This is a genomic window from Nesterenkonia sp. DZ6 (genome assembly GCF_022565835.1).
GTDB lineage: Bacteria > Actinomycetota > Actinomycetes > Actinomycetales > Micrococcaceae > Nesterenkonia.
This window is the reverse complement of sequence record NZ_JAJOYW010000001.1, coordinates 665,157-686,162: the sequence shown is the minus strand read 5'-3', so window position 1 is coordinate 686,162 and position 21,006 is coordinate 665,157. Positions and strand designations below refer to the sequence as shown.

General features: G+C 61.0%; 13 protein-coding genes. 7 read left to right on the top strand and 6 right to left on the bottom strand.

The window, feature by feature from the left end; genetic code table 11:
* Positions 1-302: 302 nt before the first annotated feature.
* Genes LTH93_RS03085 through brxL form a run of 6 tightly spaced genes read left to right on the top strand, consistent with a single transcriptional unit; the run spans position 303 to position 13,194 of the window.
* Complete coding sequence (locus tag LTH93_RS03085) at positions 303-905, top strand: DUF1819 family protein (RefSeq protein ID WP_241470048.1); 603 nt, start codon at positions 303-305, stop codon at positions 903-905.
* Positions 905-1,516, top strand: coding sequence for a DUF1788 domain-containing protein (locus tag LTH93_RS03080; protein ID WP_241470047.1), 612 nt, complete (start codon positions 905-907; stop codon positions 1,514-1,516). The genes LTH93_RS03085 and LTH93_RS03080 overlap by 1 nt, the downstream gene beginning before the upstream one ends.
* Before the next feature lie 4 nt (positions 1,517-1,520).
* Complete coding sequence (gene brxC, locus LTH93_RS03075; protein WP_241470046.1) at positions 1,521-5,027, top strand: BREX system P-loop protein BrxC; 3,507 nt, start codon at positions 1,521-1,523, stop codon at positions 5,025-5,027.
* Complete coding sequence (gene pglX, locus LTH93_RS03070) at positions 5,027-8,518, top strand: BREX-1 system adenine-specific DNA-methyltransferase PglX (RefSeq protein ID WP_241470045.1); 3,492 nt, start codon at positions 5,027-5,029, stop codon at positions 8,516-8,518. The genes brxC and pglX overlap by 1 nt, the downstream gene beginning before the upstream one ends.
* The gene (gene pglZ / locus LTH93_RS03065; RefSeq protein WP_241470044.1) at positions 8,511-11,003 is read left to right on the top strand and encodes a BREX-1 system phosphatase PglZ type A; all 2,493 of its coding nucleotides are present in this window, start codon (positions 8,511-8,513) and stop codon (positions 11,001-11,003) included. Before pglX ends, pglZ begins: the two co-directional genes overlap by 8 nt.
* Before the next feature lie 7 nt (positions 11,004-11,010).
* Positions 11,011-13,194 carry a BREX system Lon protease-like protein BrxL gene (brxL, locus tag LTH93_RS03060; protein ID WP_241470043.1) on the top strand — a complete coding sequence of 728 codons (2,184 nt, stop codon included), beginning with the start codon at positions 11,011-11,013 and terminating at the stop codon, positions 13,192-13,194.
* Positions 13,195-13,528: 334 nt separating this feature from the next.
* Here the strand turns inward: brxL and LTH93_RS03055 are convergent, their stop codons facing one another.
* The 6 genes from LTH93_RS03055 to LTH93_RS03030 form a co-directional block, all read right to left on the bottom strand.
* Positions 13,529-14,005, bottom strand: a complete 477-nt coding sequence (locus LTH93_RS03055) for a pyridoxamine 5'-phosphate oxidase family protein (protein WP_241470042.1) — start codon at positions 14,003-14,005, stop codon at positions 13,529-13,531.
* A gap of 88 nt (positions 14,006-14,093) precedes the next feature.
* Positions 14,094-16,577, bottom strand: coding sequence for an ATP-dependent DNA ligase (locus LTH93_RS03050; RefSeq protein WP_241470041.1), 2,484 nt, complete (start codon positions 16,575-16,577; stop codon positions 14,094-14,096).
* Positions 16,578-16,620: 43 nt separating this feature from the next.
* Positions 16,621-17,322, bottom strand: a complete 702-nt coding sequence (locus LTH93_RS03045) for an 8-oxoguanine DNA glycosylase OGG fold protein (protein WP_241470040.1) — start codon at positions 17,320-17,322, stop codon at positions 16,621-16,623.
* A 119-nt stretch (positions 17,323-17,441) separates the two neighbouring features.
* Positions 17,442-18,140: an 8-oxoguanine DNA glycosylase OGG fold protein gene (locus tag LTH93_RS03040; RefSeq protein ID WP_241470039.1), complete on the bottom strand. Its 699-nt coding sequence runs from the start codon at positions 18,138-18,140 to the stop codon at positions 17,442-17,444.
* 663 nt (positions 18,141-18,803) lie between these two features.
* Positions 18,804-19,985: a TRAFAC clade GTPase domain-containing protein gene (locus LTH93_RS03035; RefSeq protein WP_241470038.1), complete on the bottom strand. Its 1,182-nt coding sequence runs from the start codon at positions 19,983-19,985 to the stop codon at positions 18,804-18,806.
* A 165-nt stretch (positions 19,986-20,150) separates the two neighbouring features.
* A complete protein-coding gene (locus LTH93_RS03030; RefSeq protein WP_241464177.1) occupies positions 20,151-20,483 on the bottom strand; it encodes a cupin domain-containing protein in 333 nt (110 codons plus the stop codon).
* An 86-nt stretch (positions 20,484-20,569) separates the two neighbouring features.
* Between LTH93_RS03030 and LTH93_RS03025 the strand changes: the two genes are divergently transcribed.
* The gene (locus LTH93_RS03025; RefSeq protein WP_241464178.1) at positions 20,570-20,887 is read left to right on the top strand and encodes an XRE family transcriptional regulator; all 318 of its coding nucleotides are present in this window, start codon (positions 20,570-20,572) and stop codon (positions 20,885-20,887) included.
* Positions 20,888-21,006 lie beyond the last annotated feature (119 nt).

The window sequence follows — 21,006 nt, the reverse complement described above, 5'->3', positions numbered from 1 at the left end:
GGTCTGTGCGGGAGAAGGAGAACCGCAGTGGCCCAGCCGTGTCTGTCTGTCGACGAAATCGCCTCGCATCTTGGCGTCACCATAGACACCGCGTATACCTTGGTTGCATAGAAAGGTATGCCCGCACCTAAGGTTGGACGTCTTTGGAGATTCAAAGCGAGCGAGGTTGACGGCTGGGTTCGCCGCGGGGGCGCGGCGGCAACTGACTCATCACCAATGCGCTGAACGATACGGCCCTTGCTAGAGCGATGTCGGCGGCATTACGTATTCTGATTTATTGTCCATTCCAGAAAGGAGGCCCAATGCCACACGGCACATATGAACGCTACTCATTGTCGTTTACTAGCGGCGGCCTCCTTGCCCGGGAGGCCGCAGTCTTGGCACCTGTGTACGTCGAGCATCGCGACTGGGCGAAGGTCCGGGGTGTCGCCGTTGAGGAAAACCTTCTTCAGGCGCGAACCCAAAGCACTGGTGTCCGCCGCGTGCGAGAGACGATCAAGCGGATGTCAGCGCTTTCTGACCGTGAGATTGCGATCCTCGCCGAAATCACCGCGTCTGAGCGGGGTCACCTTATTTGGGCAGCCGCCTGTCGACGCTACGAGCTAATAGGCGAGTTCGCCGAGGAGGTGCTCCGTGAGCGTTTCCTCACCTTGGCTGGTACGGTCTCATACGACGACTACGACTCCTTCTACCGTGCTAAGGCAATGTGGCACGACGAGCTGGGCGCGGTCACGGAGCTCTCGTATAAGAAGCTCCGGCAGGTGCTCTTCAAGATGATGGGCGAGGCAGGGCTTGTAACGACTAAGGGTGCCATCGAGCCCGCTCTTCTCTCCGCCCGCATAATCGATTTTCTAACGCGGCGCACCCCGAGCGACATCCGCTTCTTCCCGACGAGGGACGCCTGATGCCTCTTCCGTCCAAGCTCACGTTGGCTCAGCAGGAGGAGCACCTGTTCAAGGTGCTCAGCAGCGAACGCTTCCTGAGGATGGAGGGCCTCGGCAACGAGGTCGCCCACTTCATTTATGACTACGACCCTGCGTGGGCGCTCGACGTCGCGCAAGCCAGAAAGCGCATTAAAACCAAGCTCGACACCGAGTTGGGCATCAAGGTCTTCGAGATCCACCTCTACGACCTATGTGTCGAGCTGCTGAAAGAGCGCAACGTGTGGGAGCGCGTACTCGCCGCCGAGCCAACGATGGACAAGCCCGACTTCCTCAAGATGCTCCAGAACATGCTTGACCCGCACATACACCTAGCCCCGGCGATCAAAGAGCGCATCACGGACAACTCGTTCCAGATCCTCTTCCTGACCGGTGTCGGTGAGGCGTTCCCGTTTGTGCGTTCCCATACGGTGCTCAACAATTTGCAAGCCGTCGTCTCCGACCGGCCGATGCTGATGTTCTTCCCCGGACGGTATGAGGTGTCGGCCACGCAAGGCTCGGCACTGGTCCTGTTCGGCCAGCTCAAGGACGACTCTTTCTACCGCGCCAAGCGCATCCTCGATCAGGAAGCATGACCCGATGAAACTCAATGAGATCTTCCTCAAGGACGTCACCCGCTCGATCGAGGGCGTCGTCAAAGCCGACGACACCGACCACCTCAGTGTCGAAGTCGAGGAGTACGTCCTCACCAACGACGCGGCAAAGGGTGTGGCGCCCTTGCTGGAGGAGTACACCAACTACACCAACGCCAACGGCGTTTGGATCTCCGGCTTCTTCGGCTCAGGAAAGTCGCACCTCCTTAAGATGCTCGCGCATCTCCTCGGTGACGTTGACGGTCAGGCGTTCCCACGAGAGGAGGTCAGTGAGAGTTTTCTCGGCAAGAGCGACGATGCGATGCTGCTGGCTTCGCTTAAAAAGGCCTCCTCCATTCCGGCCAAGAGCCTTCTGTTCAACATCGACCAGAAGGCGACGCTGATCGCCAAGGACCAAACGGATGCGCTACTCAAGGTGTTCGTCAAGGTGTTCGATGAGAGCCGTGGCTACTTCGGCAACGACGGAGCGGTGGCCCGCTTTGAGGAGGATCTCAACAAGCGCGGGCAATACGAGGCCTTCAGGAAAGCCTTTGCGAAGCACGCAGGCATCGACTGGTCTCAGGGTCGCGAGCAGACAGCTCTCGAAGGCCACAACATCGACAAGGCGTTCACCCAAGTCAACGGTGAATCGAACCCCGATATCATTGGCAAGTACCAGAAATCCTATGCCGTCTCAATTGAGGGCTTCGCCGAGTCCGTGAAGGCGTGGATCGACAAGCAGGAGCCAGGATTCCGGCTGAACTTCTTCGTCGACGAGGTCGGCCAGTTCATCGCCGACGATGTGAAGCTCATGCTCAACCTGCAGACCATCGCCGAGTCCCTCAACACCGCGTGTAAGGGCCAGGCGTGGGTGTTCGTCACATCCCAGGAGGACATGGACAAGGTAATTGGCGACCGCACCAAGCAGCAGGGCAACGACTTCTCGAAGATTCAGGCTCGCTTCAGCGTCAAGGTGAAGCTCACTAGCCAAGACGTCGAGGAGGTCATCAGCAAGCGCCTCCTGGAGAAGAACGATCCGGGCGCGGCCGAGCTGATGGCGATCCATTCGCACGAGGCTGCCAACTTCAAGACGATCTTCGACTTCGTCGATGGTGCGAAGACCTACCGCAACTACGTCGACGGCAACCGGTTCATCAGCACATACCCGTTTGTGACCTATCAGATCCCGATGTTTCAGGCCGCTATCGAGGGTCTGTCCGAACACAACATGTTCGAGGGTAAGAACAGCTCGGTCGGGGAGCGCTCCATGCTCGGCGTGGTCCAGGAGGTCGCCAAGCGCATGGGTGACGAGCGGATCGGTTATCTCGCGACCTTCGACCAGATGTTCGCGGGTATTAGCGCCGCCCTGAAGTCAGCGGCGCAGAGCGCGATTCTTCAGGCTGAGAGGCACCTGCCCGATCCCGGCTCTGACGTCACGATCCTCGCCAACCGCCTGCTCAAGGCACTGTTCCTAGTCAAGTATGTTGACACCTTCAAGGCCACGCCACGCAACCTCACCGTGCTCGTCTACGACCGCATCGGGCTCGACCTCTCTGGATTGGGCAAGCAGGTGCGGGAGGCGCTCAACCTGCTGGAGACCCAGTCGTATCTCCAGCGCAACGGCAACGTCTATGAGTACCTCACCAATGAGGAGCAAGAGATCGAGAAGGAGATTAAGGCGGTCGACATCGACTCTTCTGAAGTCTCCAGCAAGCTCTTCCGGTACCTGTCATCCGACATCCTTAAGAGCAACAAGCTCAAGTACGCCAAGAATGGCCAGGACTTCTCCTTCGGGTACAAGCTGGACGACATCGTGCAGGGGAACCAGCGCGAGTTGACGATCCACTTCATCACGCCCGAGACGAGTTACAGCGACTCCGAGATCGCCGCGCAGAGCATGGGCCGGGACGAGCTGCGAGTATTTCTCGGCCGTGACAAGCGTCTGCTCGCCGACGTGCGGCTGCTGCTCAAAACGGAGAAGTACACGAAACAGCGCACCAACTCCGGTACCACAGCCTCGACGCAGGCCATTCTCCAGTCGAAGCAGGTGCTCAACGCCGACCGTGAGAAGGAACTCATCGAGCGTCTCCGTCAAGCGGTCGGCAAGGCGCACTTGATCATCAATGCCTCGGAAGTCACCTCCAGCTCGCAAGATGCAATCGGCCGTGTCGCCGACGGGTTCCAAGAGCTCGTCAGCCGTACATACACGAACCTGGGCCTGCTCGGCGGAAAGGTGTTCTCGGAGCAGCAAATAGCCAGCGTCGTGAAGAACGAGCAAAGGCTGGTCGACACAGAGATGCTGAGCACCCTGAACTCGCCTGGCACCGAGATGGAATCCTGGATCATCACGCGGACGGGTTTGGGCGAGCAGACGACGATCAAGAAGATCGTCGACCGCTTCGAGACCAAGCCCTACGGGTGGGACCTCGGTTCCATTGAGGTCGTGCTCGGCTGGCTAGTTGGCCACGGCAAGGTGGCGCTGAGTGTCGACTCCAATGCGGTCGTCCGCACCGAGGCCGCAAATCTGATCCGCAACACGGGTAAGCACCAATACGTTGTAGTCGCGCCGCAGAAGGCATACGACCAGTTCAAGGTTGCCGCGTTCAAGAAGTTCTGCATCGACTTCTTCGACGAGGGTGCCGTGCCGACCGACCCTGCTGAACTGGCCCGTTTTGGCAAGGACAGGCTCGCGGCCAGGCGTGACGAGCTCACGGACCTCGTGAGCAGCAGCCGGTATCCGTTCGTCAGCCAACTCTCCGACGTGGTCGTGATGCTCGATGAGGTCGTCGGTAGGCAGCCTGACTGGTACCTGAGCGAGTTCAACAAGTCCGAGGAGCTGCTGGGGGCCAAGGAAGACCTGATCGACCCGATCAAGTCGTTCCTGAAAGGTCAGCAGTCCAAGATCTTCGACGAGGCGCAGGCCCTCCTGAGCGCCAATGCCGGGAACCTCGGCTACCTCCCTACAAGTAGTGCTGACACCGTTAGAACTCTGCTCGGTGATACCAACGGCTTCCGCGGCAACAAGATGAACCAGCTCAAGGTCGCCGTAGATTCCTTGCGCGGGCAGATCGACGATGTCCTCGCCGACAAGCGCGCCGCGGTTTCCGCCGCAATTGAGGGGCGTCAGTCGGAGATTCACGGTAGTGCCGACTACGCGAAGGCCACCGTTGAAGCGCGCGAACGCGTGAGCCTCCGCATCGGACAGATCCTTGGGCGCCTCGCCAGTGAGAATCAAATTGCACTGGTTCTGCAGGCAGAAACAAGCTTCGAGCAGTACGACTACCCAGGACTTCTCGACGAGCTCGTCGCGTCTCACCAAGACGGAGGTAGTGACGCCGCCAACGACGACGAGCCGAAGCCACAGCCGAAGCAGACGGTTTCAGTCAGAACGATCAAGGTACCGGGCATTTCTGGGAGGGTGCTGGAATCTGAAGCCGACCTCGACGACTACGTTGCCAAGTACCGCGCCGCGCTTGTCGCGACTCTCAGTGACGGAAAGCGAATCACGCTCTGATGGACACCGCATCACTGAAGTCCTTCGCCACCTCGGCACGCACGGAACTCATTCGTGAGGTCGGCGCGCGCATTACGGCAGTCCTCGCCCAGGGTTCGCCCGAGCGCGTCGAACAGCCCCGCGCTGTGACCGCGCTGGAGCGGGCTATCGCCGCCGGGGGTGGAGACATCTCGGGCAAGGCTCACGTTGCCGACAAGGTCGCCTACACCTGGTTCAACCGCATCATCGCCCTAAGGTTCATGGACGCCAACGGCTATACCGGCATCGGGATCGTATCACCTGCCGCCGATCAGGTCGGCCAGCCAGAGGTTCTCGCTGCAGCGAAGCGCGGCCAGATCGACGGCGACGTCGTGAAGGGCGTTAACGGGGCGGTCGTTCCCGGACTGCTCGACGGCACCCGTCAACCGCGACCCGGCTTCGATGCCCAAGCCGAGGCATACGCACTGCTGCTCGCGGACTACTGTCGCTACTGGAACCAGGCGATGCCGTTTATGTTCGAGCGCGAAGGCGACTACACCGAACTGCTCATCCCCGCCAACCTGCTCGCGGAGGACTCCGCCCTTAGCCGCTCCGTCTACGTGCTCACTGACGAGGTGTGTCGAGATGTCGAGGTCATCGGCTGGCTCTACCAGTTTTACATCTCGGAGCGGAAGGACGAGGTCTTCGCCGGGTTCAAGAAGAACAAGAAGGCCGGCGCCGATGAGATCCCCGCTGCAACCCAGCTCTTCACCCCGCACTGGATCGTCCGCTATCTGGTCGAGAACTCCCTCGGCCGGCTGTGGATGCTCAACCACCCTGAGTCCCGGCTTGTCGACCAGATGGACTATTACATCGCTCCGGCCGACGAGCAGACTGACTTCCTCAAGATCAACACGCCGGCGGAGCTGAAGGTCATCGATCCTGCGTGCGGTTCCGGCCACATGCTCACGTACGCCTTCGACCTTCTCTACGCGATCTACGAGGAGGAGGGCTACACGCCTTCGCAGATCCCGAGGCTCATTCTTACGCAGAACCTCTACGGCACTGAGATTGACCCGCGTGCAGGTTCTCTTGCCGCATTCGCGCTGACGATGAAGGCCGCAGCCAAGCGCAGGCTGTTCCTGAAGAACCCAGTCGAACCAAACGTCTGCGTGCTCGACCCTATCTCCTTCCGCGCCGACGAGCTGAGCTACCTCGTGACCAAGGACGGCGATCGCCACGCGGAGGGGGAATTCTGGAACCAGTTTGCTGACGCAGACACGTTCGGTTCCCTCATTCAGCCCGACCCGGACCTCACCGCACGCCTCGCCCACCACCTCGCGAGTCTCGGCGACGACGGCGACATGCTTCACGCCGACACGCGCGACCGGGCGGCCGCGGTCATTGCACAATCCGAGTGCTTGGCACCGCGGTACTCGGTAGTCGTGGCGAACCCTCCCTACATGGGCAGCGGGAACATGTCCGAACGGCTTTCCTCTTACCTCGGCGAGCAATGGGCCGACGGGAAGTCGGACTTGATGACGGCATTCATGCTTCGGTCTTCGGCATTGACTGTCCGTGGGGGGTTCTGGGCGATCATCGACCTTCCCGCTTGGATGGCGCTGAAGTCGTATGAGAAGCTTAGGAATAGGCTTTTTAGCACCGATTATCTTGTCTGCCTGGCGCAGTTTGGCCGCGGGGTTTGGGGGTCTGACTTTGGATCAGTTGGATTCGTCTTTCAGAAGGCATCCCCGAACGGGCGACACGGCTCGTACCGAAAGCTCTTTGAGCGGCACGTGGATGTCCGGAGTAGCGCGGAGATTGAAGCGCTCTTCCTGGATCGAGATTACAACGCCTTCGCATTCGACCAAGCCAACTTTTCCCTTATCCCAGGATCGCCGCTCGTGTACTGGCTATCGGACTCGATGCTTCGAGCATTCTCCGACGGCGTGCCACTTAGTGACCTCGCGGAGCCGCGACAGGGGCTCCTGACTGGCGATAGCCAAGCGTTCGTACGTCAGTGGTGGGAGGTGTCCGTAGACCGAAGCTCGTTCGCGAGCGGATCGCGCGACGCAGCCCGAGCGTCTCAAGCTCGCTGGTTCCCCTACAACAAGGGCGGGGAGTATCGAAAGTGGTACGGAAACCACGAGCACGTCGTGAATTGGGAGGACGATGGCGGTGAAGTTCGGGCATTCGGCTCTGAGAACGGAGGCAAGGTCCGGTCGCGACCGCAAAATGCCGACTATTATTTCAAGCCGTCGGTGTCGTGGTCGAACGTCAGCTCAGGATCGCCAGCCTTTCGAATGTATCCGCCGGGTTTCATCGCCGCTGGAAGTACGGGAGACGGAGTTTATCCTCCTTCAGTTGATTTGTCAGAGATTCTTCTCGGTATTCTAAATTCGTCTGTTACGCACGAGCTTCTTGCGGCGATCGCGCCCACGATCACCTTCAATGTCGGTACGATTGCCAATCTCCCGATCATTGACCCGGGCGAGGGCAGTGACATTGCGGATTCTGTCCGTGAACTTGTCAACATTGCTCGCGCGGACTGGGACCAGGCGGAGACTTCCTGGCGCCATTCCTGTAACCCTTTGGTCGCGCGCGGCTCAAGTCTGCTCGAGGATGCGGTGCGAGATCACCAGATATCGAGCGATGACGCCACGGAACGTGCTCGGGTCTTGGAGGAGCGGAACAACGAATCGGTTGCCCACTTGTTTGGACTCGCGGGGGAGGTGAAATCTCAAGTGGATGTCTCCCGGGTGTCGCTGAGCTACAACGCTGCGTTCCGCTTCGGCGCTGGACTTCCGCATCCCGAGTATCAGAAGCGCTTCCGGATGCTCGTGGTTCAAGATCTGATTAGTTACGCGGTTGGTTGCATGTTCGGTCGCTATAGCCTGGATGTCCCGGGGCTAGTTCTTTCTCATGGGGGCGCGACGCTGGAGGAATACCTTGCGAAGGTTGCGAAGCCAACCTTCACGCCGGATCACGACAACGTGATTCCGATCGTCGATGGCGACTGGTTCGAGGATGACGTCGTGGCGCGGTTCCGCCAGTTCCTGCGAGTTGCATTCGGGGAGGAGCGCTTCGAGGAGAACCTCCAGTTCGTCACCAAGTCACTCGGGGTGAAGAACCTGCGCGACTACTTCGTAAAGTCGTTCTACAAGGACCACGTCCAGCGGTACAAGAAGCGCCCGATCTACTGGATGTTCTCGAGTCCGAAGGGCTCCTTCAACGCCGTGATCTACATGCACCGGTACACGCCGTCATCGGTCTCGACGGTGCTGACCTACCTGCGTGAGTACGTGACCAAGTTGGAGTCGGCCCTGCAGCAAGCTGAGCGTGCGGGGAACGCCAAAGAAGCGGACCAGGTCCGCAAGGTCCTGGTCGAGTTGAACGAGTACGAGCACGACATTCTCTATCCCAAGGCGTCCGAGAACGTGGTGATCGATCTCGATGACGGGGTCAAGGCGAACTATCCGAAGTTCGGTGCGGCGCTCAAACGGATTCCCGGTTTGGAGGCGGCCGGTGACTGATCTGACCTCCGTCCAGGAGGCCCTCCGAATCCGTCTGACTTCCCAGCGAGTCGTGTTTTGGCATGACGCTGCCGGTGAGTACGCTGCCGATCTCGACGCGCTGAACCTCGGCGCGGTGCACGTCATTCGAGCCAAGGACAACGAGTTCGGCGTGAAAAACACGCTTCTCGCCGACCACGCCGGCAAGTACGTCGTCTACCGTTCTGGTGACGTCCCGCGCGGCACCGCGAACTGGCTGCTCGATCTCGAGCTCGCCTACGGCGTCTTCACTGCCAATAGGGCCTCGATGCTCCAGCAGGAATTGGGTCTGAACGATCCGGCGCTACTGCCGGTGATCGAGCAGCACCAGAAGTTCTTCGCCGCGAACAGTCGCAAAGAAGCACTCGAGAAGCTCCTCAACGACGGCGATGACGCTGCACGCCTGCGCGCCAAGATGTGCCAGGTGCTTGTGAGGGCGTCCGGTAACAAGCTGACCGACATCGTGCGCGAACTCTTGGTCGAGAACTCCAACGGGAAGACGACGAAGCTTGACGACCTCGCCGCATTCGGCCTTGACCAGTTTCTCTGGGACGGGCTCGCCACCATCTACAAGTACACCAGCGCGACACCGACTATGGACGACTTCGTCCTGTGGATGTTTGGCCGCGCCATCGAGGATTTCGCCTCGGTTACTCCCGACGAGCTCCGCAACATTAGGAGCGACTTCAACGCGCTGCGGTACGACGTCCGCACGCAGGACGTGATGACGTCGCTCGCAACCCGTGCGGCCGAAGCGCTCGACGTGAAGTCGAAGATCGACCAGCGCGACTACCGCGACCTGGCCAAGCTCACAATCTTCGAGGAGATCGACCGCAAGGTCGTCGTCGACCTCGCCGCTGCCGTCGCTTCCCAGTCGGTGACGCCTCGCGAGGTCGCCGACGTCGTCTGGCAGCGTCAGCACAGCCTGTGGGCAGCCAACTACGCCAAGCTTTACAGCGCCATCCAGAGCGCCTCGGAGCTGCTCGCAGCGATCGTCGCGCTTCCACACGCTATCGCGTCAGCCGGGGTCGGACTTGCGACGTACCAGTCCGACTGGTTCCGCATCGACCAGAACTACCGCTGGTTCACGTATGCCTCCCAGACCGCCGACTTCCAGAAGCCGCTCGAAGCGCTCAAGGCTGAGGTCGACAAGCAGTACACCAACACGTACCTCTACGCGTTCGGCGGGCTCTGGCAGCAGGCGCTTGAGCCCATGAGTGAATGGAGGTCCGCTGCGCTGACTCCGCAGGCGAAGTTCTTCGACCGCCACGTCGGCCCCGTCGTCAAGGACGGGCGCACCAAGGTTGTCGTGATCATCTCCGACGGCATGCGCTACGAGATCGCCGAGGAGCTCGCTTCGATGGTGCGCAGCGAGGATCGGTTCGAGGCCTCGCTCTCGGCCGTGCTCGGTTCCTTGCCGAGTTACACCCAACTCGGAATGGCCTCACTGCTACCCCAGTCGAGCCTCGAGCTCGACCCCTCGGGCTTCCCGGTACTCGCAGATGGGAAGCCGACGAACGGTACGGCCAACCGCAACACGATCCTCAACGACGTCAAGGGGCACGCCATCACTGCGGCCGAGGTCTTGGCGATGCCGGGGAACGAGCTTCGCGAGCTCTACACGAAGCACCAAGTCTTCTACGTCTATCACGACCGGATCGACGCTGCTGGCGACAAGGCGCCTACCGAGCGGACGGTCTTCGAGGCGGCCGAGGACACCCTTCGCGAGTTGCTCCAACTGGTGAAGAAGTGGACCAACGCCAACGCTACGAACATTCTGATCACCGCTGACCATGGCTTTCAGTACCAGGACATCCCGCTTGAGCAGGCGTATTACCTCTCTGAGGCACCCCAGGGTGACGCTGTTACCAAGACCAACCGCCGGTACGTGCTCGGCCGGGCGCTAAAGCCGTCCCCGTCCTTCATCACGTTCACCTCGGCCCAGGCAGGACTTGTCGGTGATATCGATATCCAGATCCCCAAATCGATCCACCGCATCCCGCTGCCCGGCGCTGGCACCCGTTACGTCCATGGCGGCGCATCCCTCCAAGAGATCGTCGTGCCGGTAATTACCGTCAACAAGAAGCGCAAGAGCGATATCCGCTCGGTCAACGTGGACCTCATGCCCGAGACCAACAAGATCACCACCGGGCAGCTGGCGGTCAATCTGCTTCAGCGCGAGGCAGTTACGGACAAGATCCAACCGCGCCAGGTCCGGCTTGGCCTCTACGTCGGCGACACGCTGATCTCCGACCAGCCCGTCCTCACCTTCGACAGCGAATCCGATGACCCACGTGATCGATACCAGAAGGCCGTGCTCTACCTGACACAGGACGCTGACCAGTACAACAACCGGCCTGTGGAGCTCCGGCTCGAAGGGCCGATCCTTAACACGACACAGTGGAAGTCGTTCTCTAAGGGGAACTACACCATCAAGCGGTCGTTCACGACGGACTTTGACTTCTAGGAGAGTCATGACGAACCTCGAAGAAGCTCTCGGCGAGATTGACGTCCTCGCCCCTACTGAGGCGAACAATGCCGCCCCAAAGAAGTCCGCGCTCGACGACAAAATCAACGAGCACTTCGCCGGCGCCGTCGTCCGTAAGGACCTCGTCAATGCAGTTCGCGGGAACGCGGTCGTACCGTCGTACGTGCTGGAGTACCTGCTCGGCCAATACGCCGCGTCCGACGACGAGGCCACGATTCAGGCCGGGATCGCGAGCGTGCGCCAGATCTTGGCGGCCCACTACGTCAACCGCAACGAACATATGCTCGTCAAGTCAGAGATCCGCCGCAAGGGCCGCCACCGAGTGATTGACAAGGTCACTGTCACGGTCAACGAGAAGAACGACGTCCACGAAGCTGAGTTCGAGAACCTTCAGGTCAAAGGCGTCATCATCGATGATGTCACAGTTGAGCGAAACCCGAAGCTCCTCGTCGGAGGTGTGTGGTGCATCTGCGATATTGAGTACTTCCACTCCGACGACCAGCGCGTCGTGCCGTGGATCCTCGGCAGTCTCAAGCCTATTCAGGTCGCCGGCGTCGACATTGACCACTATTACCAGGCGCGCGAGGCGTTCACGACCGAGGAATGGATCGACCTGCTTATGCAGTCGGTCGGCCTCAACCCTGAGCAATTCAACGACCGCGGCAAGCTCATCGCCCTGACCCGCCTTATCCCGTTCGTCGAGCGCAACTACAACGTCGTCGAACTCGGACCAAAGGGCACCGGCAAGTCACACACGTTCAGTGAGTTCTCCCCGAACGGCATCCTTATCTCCGGCGGGGAGGTCACCGTCGCCAAGTTGTTCGTCAACAACGCCAACGGCCGTATAGGGCTGGTGGGATACTGGGACTGCGTTGCGTTTGACGAGTTCGCAGCTAATCGGCGTACCGACCAGAACCTCGTCAATGTGATGAAGAACTACCTCGCGAACAAGTCATTCTCGCGCGGGACGAGCATCTATGGAGCCGAGGCCTCGATGGCATTTATCGGCAACACGACTCACACGGTGCCCCATATGCTCAAAAACTCCCACCTTTTCGATGAGCTGCCCGACGCCTACAGCGACCCGGCCTGGCTCGACCGGATCCACCACTACATCCCCGGCTGGGAGGTTGCACCAATTCGGTCCGAGATGTTCTCCACGGGCTACGGTTTCGTCGTCGACTACCTCGCCGAGATCCTGCGCGCCAAGCGGTCTGAGGACTTCTCGGACAAGTACAGGGACTATTTCACACTCGACAGCTCGCTTTCGGCACGCGACCAGGACGGCATCCGCAAGACCTTCTCCGGACTGATGAAGCTTGTGCACCCGACGGGTGAGGCCGATGAGGAAGAGGTCCATACGATGCTGGAGTTTGCGATCGAGGGCCGTAAGCGCGTCAAGGACTCGATCCTGCGGATCGACGCCACCATGCGCGACACCCCCGTCCACTTCCGGTACGTTGACAAGGCGGGCGTATGGCACGACGTCGCAACTCGCGAAGAACGCCAGTACCCGCAGCTCTACAGGCGGGACTGGGCCGCAATTCCCGGCGGCGACGGTTTAGATGAGGGCACGCCTACGCCAATCCGGCCGAAGTTGAACTCTGCACCATCGGCCGCTACCGCGGTGCCGGACTTGTCCTCTGGGCCCGCAGTCTCACCGTTGACCGAGGGACACCGTGACTTCATGGCGGGTCAGAAGGGCATCTCTTACGAAACCCTCCTTCTGCCCTACCTTCGCGGCGCATCCGAGATTACGATTACAGATCCGTATATCCGCCTGCCGCACCAGGGGCGCAATCTCACTGACCTGCTGAGCCTGCTCGCCGCGGTGAAGGACGATGCTGACGAGATCTCCGTAGAGCTTGTCACCACTGAGGAGCCAAAGATTGAGTTCAAGCACAATCAACTACTCATGCTCAAGTCGATCAAGGACGCCTCAGATGCGGTCGGCGTCCGCCTGGCAGTGCGACTCGACGACACGATCCACGACCGCCGCATAGAGACCAACCTCGGCTGGCGCATCGACCTCGGTAAAGGCCTCGACTTCTGGCAGAAGCCGACCGACAACCCATTCGACTTCGGCCGCAACCGCCAAGAGTTCCGCCTCATCGGATCGGCGTTCACCGTTCACTACGTCAGGGTCCTCACCGAGGAGAACGCGCAGTGATCGTTCTTGTCCTGCCACCGGTACTAGCTGGCCTCGGTGACTCCTAATTCCCCGACGATGATTGCGAGGACGTCGCACTGGCCCGCAGTTTCTCGTCGTCTTGAAGCTTCCGGATGATCTGTTCCGGGGAATAACCTCGTGGGCTTGTGCTGTCATGGTCACACCAGTCTCCTGCCCAGAGTCTTGGGCGCGGGCGCAACTCTCGTAGCTGTTGGAACCTAACTCGGATCAACCCAGGAGCCCCTGAGTTTGGGTAGGAGACGCGAGAAACGGAGCCGCAAAGACCTCATCGATAGTGACGAGGGGCGGGCCACCTTGGCGCCCCTGGACCTGCTTAGAGCTCTACCTGCCCCTGGTCGCCCATGTTCGGGGTCTCTGAGGAGAGCGACGCCTTCGCCATCTTGACCAGTGCCGCGGCCTTGCCGGGTCCCTCCCAGTACTGGGCGGTCTCCGGGGTCACCTCGATCAGCACGGCGTTGGGATCCTCGGGGCCGCCCTCGAAGTAGGCCTTCGGGCCCAGGTCCCACAGCTCCTTCTTGCGCTCGAGATCAGCGATGACCTGAGCGGAGCCCGCGATCGAGACCCAGGTATGGTCGCCGACGAAGCTGAGGTTGACCTCGCCCTCACCGATGATGTCCTCGATCTTGTCCGAGTTCAGCGGGGTGAAGAACCAGAACTTGTGCTGGTCATCGATCTCGGTGACACCCATCGGGCGGGAGACGATCCGGCCGTTCTGATCCACCGTGGTGAACATGCAGGTGCCGATGCTGTTCAGCTTCTTGACGAGCTCGTTCGCAGTCATGTCAGTCATATCGTTCTCCTGTGTTGGGTATGTGCGTCTTGATTCGCAGTCTACGGATCAGCAGTGGTGTGTACAGGGCGTCCGCACTGAGCCAATTTCAGGGCCCGTTGTTCATCCGGGTGCCCCGCCACGTGGGGTGGCGCAGCCGGTTGTCTCTGGTCACCCCCGAATGACGCACCTCCGCGGACAGCTTTGGGGTCACCCAGGTGGCGTCTGAGGAATCCTCGGCAGGGACGTCATCCACCGGGGCGGTCTTGCGAACCAGCTTCTCCAGCTTGGCGCGGAGATCGCCCAGTTCCACATCGCTGAAGCCGGTGCCGACCCGTCCGGCGTAGTGGAGCTCGCCGTCGTCGTCGGTCATGCCCAGCAGCAGGGAGCCGAAGGTCTTGGCGCGGCCACCCTTGCCCTGGCGCCAGCCGATGATCGCCACCTCCGCGTGGCTCTCATGCTTGAGCTTCACCCAGTCATCGGAGCGCCGCTCGGGGCGGTAGGGACTGCTGGCGCGTTTGGCCACGAGTCCCTCGATCTTGAGCTCCAGGCTGACCTCCATGGCCTCATCCAGAGAATCGCCCAAGTCACCAGGCACCTGTACGTGCTTGCCGATCTCAGCGAGCTGTTCCAGGACCTCCCGGCGGCGTGAATATGGATCGCCAGTGAGGTCGCCGTGTTTTGCGGTGTGTAGGACGTCGAAGACCATGAAGTGCACCGGGATCTTGCTTGCCGCCTGCTCGATCTCCTTGTCCTTGCTCAGTTTGCCGCGGCGCTGGAGCAGGCCGAAGTCGGGCCGAGAGCCGGAGTTCAGTGCGACGATCTCGCCGTCGACCACGGTGCCAGGCGGGACCAGGTCCGCAAGTTCGCTCAACTCGGGGAAAATGGAGCTGAAGTCCTTGCCGTTGCGGCTGCGGATCTCCACCCGGCCATCGGCGTGGACTGCAGCGATCGCCCGGTAGCCGTCCCATTTGCCCTCCAGCACCCAGCCTTTGCCGCGGATGTCGGTGGGCTTGCCGGGGGAGGCGAGCATGGGGGAGGGGAGTGGGTCTGGGAACGCTGACTTCTTCGTAGATGCGGCGGCTGACTTCTTGGTCTTCTCGGCTTTCCCCGGCGACTCGGATGACGGCTTCGCAGGGCTCTCTTCGGCGCGCTTGCCGGCACGCGGCTGATCCTTGGTCATCCGCATAAGCCAGTCCTTGCCGGCTTCATCGGTCTGCACCAGCGCGTAGCGCCGCGGCACCCCGCCCAGCCCGCCCTCGGGTGCACCGGTCAGGACGAAGACCACTTTCCCGGTCTTGCCCTCGCCGATCTCCCACTTCTCGATCTTCACGGTGCCGGAGTCCCAGATGGACATCTCCCCGCCGCCGTACTCGTTCTTCGGGATGGTGCCCTCGAACTCGGCGTACTCGATCGGGTGGTCCTCGGTCATCACCGCCAGCCGCTGCTGACCACTCTTGAGCGGCGGGCCCTTCGGCACCGCCCAGGAGACCAGCACGCCGTCGTGCTCGAGCCGGGTGTCATAGTGCAGCCGGGAGGCGTGATGCTCCTGGATCACGAAGATCGGATCTCCGGTCCGGGCGGCGGGAGAGTCGGTGGGGACCGGCTCGGGAGTCTTCGAGGCGTCGCGCATGGACCGGTAGGTGCTCAGTGCGTCTTGGGCAGGCGGCAGGACGTCCGTAGCGTCGTCGTCGGCGGTGAAGTCAGCCAAGGGATCTGTGCCGGAGGTGATGCGTTCCATCACCTGGTGCATGTCCAGCTGGGCGAGGTCAGGATCCTCGAGTTCCTCCCAGGTCCGAGGGGCGGCGACATGAGGACCCTCGGCGGAGCCGGGACGGCCGCGCAGCGAGTAGGGGGCGATGGTCGTCTTGTTGCGGTTGTTCTGCGACCAGTCGATGAGCACCCTGCCCTGGCGCAGGGACTTCTTCATATCGCTGACCACATCATCCGGGTGGTCGGCCTGAAGCGCCTTGGCCAGCTCATGGGCCACCTGGGAGACCTGCTCGGAGGTGTAGCTGCCGTTGATCGCGGCGTAGAGATGGATGCCCTTGGAGCCGGAGGTGACCGGGACCGAGGGCAGGTTCATCTCATCGAGGATCTCGCGGCACCAGCGGGCCACCCGCGCGCAGTCGGCGAGGTCCGCGCCGGGGCCAGGGTCCAGGTCCAGGACGAGCCGGTCGGGGTTCTGCGGTTCACCATCCGGGCTGAACCGCCACTGCGGGACGTGGACCTCCAGGGCGCCGACCTGCCCGAACCAGGCCAGCACGGCGGGTTCATTCGCCAGCGGGTAGGTGTTGCTGTGATCGGAGTGTTCCAGCTCCTCGCGCGGTACCCAGGCCGGGGCGGAGTCTTCGAGGTTCTTCCGGAAGAACGGCTCGTTTAGCTTGGCTTCGGTGCCGACGCCATCGGGCCAGCGCTTGCGGGTGGCGGGGCGGTTCTTGGTGTGCGGGAGCATCGCGTCTGCGACGGTCTGGAAGTAGTGGACGACCTCACCCTTGGTGGTGCCCGAGGCGGGGAAGAGAACCTTGTCCAGGTTGGAGAGCCGGAGCTTGTGACCGCCCACGGTGACGGTCTGCTGCCGCTTGCTTGCCATGGCTCAACCCTGGTGGGGGAGGCTGAGCGTTTGCTGGGTGGTGTTAGGGCTCGCGCCGAAAGAGTGCCATCTCGACTTCGTCTTGCCGGACTGACCTCGACGGGTCCAGAGTGTTCGAAGCTTGCGCAGCCCAGCTCTCGAGGAGTTTGCAATAGCGCTCGTAGCTATCCGGGTACCAAGCCGCGAGGGGCGCCGTGGGCCAAGCATCTCTCTTGAGGTTAGCGGAAACGACCTTGTCGATAATCAAATGACGCGGGTCATTCGTGCTCCCCTCGGCGAAGTAGAGGAACTTGGTGGCGAATGCCGGACCCAGACCCTTGATCTTCCCGGCGCCTCTTTCAGTCGTGAGAACTCTGTATGACGAAATGGGGGACTGGCCGTCCCTGACCGAGACCCAGGCCGCTGGGAGGAGATCCGCCGCGTTTTCGGTCTGAGTCGCGAGATCGTCTAGGCGTCTAGTCATCCAAGAGCCTTTCGATCCTAGCCCCCAAGCGAGCGAGTAGTAGAGAAGCTGAAATGCGTTCTCTACTGAAATCTCTCGTTCCCCGAGTTCGAACACTTCACGACGCGTCAAGGTGGTCTGGTCACTCTCGGCTAGCTTTCCCTCGATTGTTGGAAGCCCTCTTTGGGAAAGCGCCTTCCGCCACCGGGAACCGTCGACAGGCTCTGCGTGACTCATCACGCCGTCCCGTCCGGGGAGTGAGTTCAGGATGTCTTCTGGCAGAAACGCATCTTCCTTGAGCATGGCTCGAGCGTAGCTAGTAGTCGAGAAAATGGAGAGCACCTTCAGGTCAAGACATGACTGTGGCGGGCGCTTCAGCTGCGAAGCGCCCGTCACAGTGATGCCCCCTAAAGGGAAGTGACTTATGCCCGGCGGGTGACTGCCAGTTCGATCTCATCGGCGCGGACCGTGCGGTCCACCGAGGAGTCCTGCGAGGCTTCGTCCGCCCATTCGGTCATCAGCGTGCAGTACTGCTGGTAGACCTCGGGGACCCAGACGTCAGTGGTCGCGTCGGGCCAGGCGTCGCGAGCGAGGTTCGCGGCGACGTCGCGGTCCAGACTGACCAGCTTCGGCTCGGCGGCCGCGCCCTGGGCGAAGTAGAGGAACTTCGTGGAGAAGGCGGGCCCGAACCACGGGATCCGGCCGGCGCCGTCGTCGGTTGTCAGGATGCTGAAGGCGTCCTTGGCGGAGTCGCCGTTGCGCACCGAGTTCCACGCGTTGACGAGCAGCTCGGAGGCCTCGTCGCGGTGGGAAGCGAAGTTGTCCAGGCGGTGATGCAGCCGCGGAACCTTAGGCCCGAGACCCCATGACAGCGAGTAGTAGAACAGCTGGAACGCGTTGTCGGCGGTGCGCTCGCGGTCACCGATCTCGAACACGTCGCGGCGGGTCAGCGAGACCTTGTCAAGGCTGCCGAGCATGCCGGTCAGCGTGGGAAGGTTGCGCTTGGAGAGTTCGGCGCGCCAGCGGGCAGCGTCGACATCAACGCCGTGCTTCATCACCGCGTTGGAGCCGGGCAGTGCGTGCAGGATGTCCTGGGGCAGTCGTGCGTCTTCATTGATCATGATCCAACCCTAATGCGCCCAGCGGGCCGCGGCCTCCATCTGCCGGACGGTGGGGTCGGATCGTCGGGTTCTCAGGATTCTCCGGTGGTGCCGTTCGCCTGTCTCTTGCGCATACACGCCATCGTGAAACCCAGGATCGCCATCAGCCCGATGAGAGCGACGGGTGTTCCAATTTCCGGACCCTAGTAGGTCAAGGAGATCCACACCGCGACGACCTGCGCGAGGATAAGGGCCACGGTGATCGGGAACAGATGCTTCTATGGGTGTCGTTCCGCCAATCGTGTTCTCCTCGCTGGGTTTCTGACGCGGCTTCGTGGCGCACCTATTCGTGAGGGGAAGGTGGCGAAGGTGAGTCGTATATTCGCTTGTACTCCTCGGCGACGAGCGGCCATATATGTTCCCGCGCATCCTGAATTGAGTTCAGGCCCCCAGCCGCGTCACCTTCGAGCACGAAATCGTGGAAGATGACGCGTCCGGACTGGTCCTTCCGGCCTTCAGGGTCACGGAATCGTAAGGCAACCGTGTGGCCTAGGCGCCGCCAAGCCTCCGGGCCGTCATGGATGCCAGAGAAGACAGCTTCATATACGTGCAGAGGATCCGACGCCCCTGCGTTCTTGACGAAACGAAACCCCCAAGTGCGCCCGCGAGTCGCCCAGATCAGGCTCATCGTTGGCTCCTGTGCAGGACGTCGTTCTCCTCACCCTGTTCTAGGTCTATCTTGAACCGCGTCAGGATCGCGGTGAGGACTTGCTTCTTCGCCAATGCTTCTTGATTTGCCCGCCTGAGTTTCTCTCCGGCCAGTTCCGCACCGTTGACCACTACCTCCCTAGATACGAAAGTGCCGAGGAGCCCGGCAATTGCGCCTAAAGGACCAGGCAGCCTGGACGCCTTGCCGGCACGGAGTGCAAACACCATCGCCACCGCACCTACGGCGCTCGCCTTCCCCAACAGGTGTTCCGCCACCTTCCCAGAAAATTCTCTTCTCTGCACCCATCTGACGTGACGCTCGATGGGGAGTACCGAGGCAAGGGGAAGGATCAGATCCAACCCAATTCGGTCGTCGACGTTGATCTCGTCCGGCTCGAACTTCGCTGAAGAAATGATGACGAGATCCTCACCAACAGAGAGCGCGTCGTTGCCTTCGACCATGCTCGCTATCGTCTCGCGAAGATCCGCCAAGTTTCCTGCGGCCTTTTCAATGAGCAGAGCCTTGAAACCTGAGACGGTCGTTTGCGGTAGTAAGTCAGTTTTCGAAAGGGCGATAACCCAAATGCGCGGGAACTTGACGAGTGGTTTTCCACCTTCGAGAAGATCGTCCCTCAAGGTCAGCAGTCCGTTGCCGAAGTTGGCGAGAAGTGCCCGGAGGTACCGCTCTTCTTGACCTTCATTGTCCAGAAGCTTCTGACCGTCGACGAGCAGGAGTGCCACGTCCGAGCCGAGGAGTGCCCTAAACGTCTCGACTCTGCGTTTTCCCTCTTCAGGTCCACTGACATCTTGTTCGAACCACTCGCCGGGATAGTCGTGCCACACGATGCTCAACTCATCGAAGGGCATCGCTCTCTTTGCCGCCGCGTCTAGCGGATCCTTCAGCTTGAGCAAGAATTGGTACCGGGTTGTGCGGAAGCGAGTCGGTGGAGGGGCCTCCCCGGAGCTACGCATTCTGAAATAGTTCTGGAGTAGCTGATTCCCCTGGCCTACGTCTTCTGCCACTACGCGGAACTGATGATCCTTCGTGAACTCTCGCTCCTGGGTGGCTCCGAAGAACGAGGAGATCAGCACCGTCTTTCCGCTGCCACTCTCTCCAAAGACTGCGATGTGCTGTTCTTTTTTCCTCGTATGAGCCATATGAGGAGATTACTTCATGTGGTTCACACCACGTCGGAACGGTAGCGAGTCCGAGAGGGCTCTAACCGACACTCGTGTTGATCGATGGAGCCTAGCGGTGTCGCAGAAACTGCAGAAGCCGAAATGGGGGAGAAGTTAAGTTCGGTTCACGCGAGGCGGTTGCGTTCAGCGTTGCTTGACCACCGTGAGCAGGATGACGGCGTCTTCGACGGCGTCCAGCGAATGCAGTCCGTCCGGAATGGTCAGGAGATCTCCGGGTGATCCGTTCCAGGACGCCTCACCGGATTTCAGCAAGACTCGGCCCTCCAGCACCTGCAAGGTGGCTTCCCCGGGGTTCTCGTGCTCGGAGAGCTCCTCACCTGCCCGTAGGGCGATGAGAGTCTGCCGCAGTTGATGCTCATGACCCCCGAACACCGTCTTCGCGCTCCTGCCGCTGGACGCCTTACGAGCCTGCTCAAGTTCATGCCGTGCCAGTGCGATCAGTGAGGTCTTCTGCATGGTGCTTGTTCCGATCTCTTGAGGGTGACGGCGATGCCATTCTCATGGCCATTCCCGAAAGGTGTGGTATTTGACACACTGGGAAGATGAAACGATATCTCGCTCCGCTGACCCCAGACCTGGCCCGGGCAGCTCGCGCGCTCACACAGGTGTCCGTCGAAGAGATCAGTGAGGAGGCCTCGCTCGAGCCCGCGAGGGTCCGCGACTTCGAACACCGCGGATCCGGTTTGGACCCAGAAGCCAAAAAGAAGCTGCGGGCGGCGTTGGAGCGATTCGGCGCCGTCTTCTTCGATGAGGACGACGAGGGCGGCTACGGGGTGCGGCGCAAGTACAACGCCTCCAAGGCTCGTCAGTTGGGCCGCTGGGAGAGCGAGGGCGGACCTGCCTACGAGGACGACATCTGAACAGTTGCTCGAGCTGTTCCTGCCGCGCTTCCCGAAGGATGCGAATCGCTTTGGGACCCACCCCGTGCAGCGTTGCCAGATGATCGAGGCCTGCTTCCTCGCCGTCGTCCAGGCTCCGC

Bases quoted from the DNA above. Each gene is read 5' to 3' on its own strand.
- LTH93_RS03085 (WP_241470048.1), top strand. From the start codon at position 303: ATGCCACACGGCACATATGAACGCTACTCATTGTCGTTTACTAGCGGC.
- LTH93_RS03080 (WP_241470047.1), top strand. From the start codon at position 905: ATGCCTCTTCCGTCCAAGCTCACGTTGGCTCAGCAGGAGGAGCACCTG.
- brxC (WP_241470046.1), top strand. From the start codon at position 1,521: ATGAAACTCAATGAGATCTTCCTCAAGGACGTCACCCGCTCGATCGAG.
- pglX (WP_241470045.1), top strand. From the start codon at position 5,027: ATGGACACCGCATCACTGAAGTCCTTCGCCACCTCGGCACGCACGGAA.
- brxL (WP_241470043.1), top strand. From the start codon at position 11,011: ATGACGAACCTCGAAGAAGCTCTCGGCGAGATTGACGTCCTCGCCCCT.
- LTH93_RS03055 (WP_241470042.1), bottom strand. From the start codon at position 14,005: ATGACTGACATGACTGCGAACGAGCTCGTCAAGAAGCTGAACAGCATC.
- LTH93_RS03050 (WP_241470041.1), bottom strand. From the start codon at position 16,577: ATGGCAAGCAAGCGGCAGCAGACCGTCACCGTGGGCGGTCACAAGCTC.
- LTH93_RS03045 (WP_241470040.1), bottom strand. From the start codon at position 17,322: ATGCTCAAGGAAGATGCGTTTCTGCCAGAAGACATCCTGAACTCACTC.
- LTH93_RS03040 (WP_241470039.1), bottom strand. From the start codon at position 18,140: ATGATCAATGAAGACGCACGACTGCCCCAGGACATCCTGCACGCACTG.
- LTH93_RS03035 (WP_241470038.1), bottom strand. From the start codon at position 19,985: ATGGCTCATACGAGGAAAAAAGAACAGCACATCGCAGTCTTTGGAGAG.
- LTH93_RS03030 (WP_241464177.1), bottom strand. From the start codon at position 20,483: ATGCAGAAGACCTCACTGATCGCACTGGCACGGCATGAACTTGAGCAG.
- LTH93_RS03025 (WP_241464178.1), top strand. From the start codon at position 20,570: ATGAAACGATATCTCGCTCCGCTGACCCCAGACCTGGCCCGGGCAGCT.